This is a genomic window from Psychrobacter phenylpyruvicus DSM 7000 = NBRC 102152 (assembly GCF_000685805.1).
GTDB lineage: Bacteria > Pseudomonadota > Gammaproteobacteria > Pseudomonadales > Moraxellaceae > Psychrobacter > Psychrobacter phenylpyruvicus.
In genome coordinates this window covers 1-1303 of sequence record NZ_JMKP01000097.1, presented here as the reverse complement: position 1 = coordinate 1303, position 1303 = coordinate 1, and the positions used below count along the sequence as shown (strand labels likewise).

The window sequence follows — 1303 nt, the reverse complement described above, 5'->3', positions numbered from 1 at the left end:
GAGACTTTCCTAAACTTTGTGTAACTGCTTATAATCCATAGTAAAGGAGAATAAGCAATGACAAAACAAACAGAACTAAAAAAACTAGCCGAACAAATGGCCAAACACGTTGGCAGCTTTGAAGATATCAAAGCATTTCAAAAACAGCTTATGCAGTCATTTATTGACACTGCCTTAGAAGCCGAGATGGAAGAACATCTTGGCTACCCCAAGCATGAGAAGGCGGATAAGCCAAACAAACGTAACGGTCACACCAAAAAGACAGTACGCAGCGACACAGGCGATCTTGAGATATCCACCCCCAGAGACCGTGAAGGAAGCTTTGATCCTGTATTGGTTGGCAAACACCAAACCCGTATTACCGGGCTCGATGATAAAATCATCATGTTTTACGCCAAAGGTCAGACAACCACTGAGATTGTTGAGAGTATCAAAGATATCTATGACGTTGATATCTCAACGAGCCTCGTTTCCAGAGTTACTGACAACATCATAGATGACATCACAGCATGGCAGAACCGGCCACTAAGTAGCTTATATCCTATCGTTTATTTAGACTGTATTGTCGTTAAAATACGTCAAGACAAGCAAATCATTAATAAAGCCATCTATCTGGCTTTAGGCGTCAATCTTGAGGGCAAAAAAGAGCTACTGGGTATGTGGGTATCAGAGAATGAAGGCGCTAAGTTCTGGCTAGGTGTTCTCACCGAGCTACAAAACCGTGGGGTGCAAGATATTCTTATTGCCTGTGTCGATGGCTTAAAAGGCTTTAGTGAGGCAATTAATACAGTATATCCAAACACACAGGTTCAGCTATGTATTGTGCATATGGTACGTTACTCTATGAAGTTTGTACCATGGAAAGATAGGAGAAAAGTAGCTGCTGATTTAAAGGCGGTTTATGGCGCTGATACGCTTGAGCTGGCAGAGGCTAACCTTGAGCAGTTTAATGAGGTCTGGGGCGATAAATACCCGCATGTAGTTACCTCTTGGCGCAATAATTGGGAGGGCTTAACGGTGTTCTTTGATTACCCGAAAGACATCAGAAAAGCCATTTATACGACCAATGCTATCGAGTCATTAAATAGCGTGATTCGTACTGCTGTGAATAAGCGTAAGATATTCCCATCTGATCAAGCGGCGTTTAAGGTTGTTTATCTAGCAACTCAGCAGGCGTCTAAAAAGTGGTCGATGCCTATCCGTAACTGGACGTCTGCTCTTAATCGCTTTATGATTATGTTCGATGAGCGTGTTAGTAAGCATTTAATCTAAATTGCAGTTACACAGATTTCGGGATGGGCTC

At 42.4% G+C, this 1303-nt stretch carries 1 protein-coding gene; it reads left to right on the top strand.

Features of this window, described 5'->3' with window-relative positions:
* Positions 1-57 precede the first annotated feature (57 nt).
* Entirely contained in the window at positions 58-1272 is a 1215-nt protein-coding gene (locus tag G561_RS0113570; protein WP_028860002.1) for an IS256 family transposase, read from the top strand.
* Positions 1273-1303: the final 31 nt, after the last annotated feature.

Coding starts and splice junctions, on each gene's coding strand:
- G561_RS0113570 (WP_028860002.1), top strand. CDS start 58: ATGACAAAACAAACAGAACTAAAAAAACTAGCCGAACAAATGGCCAAA.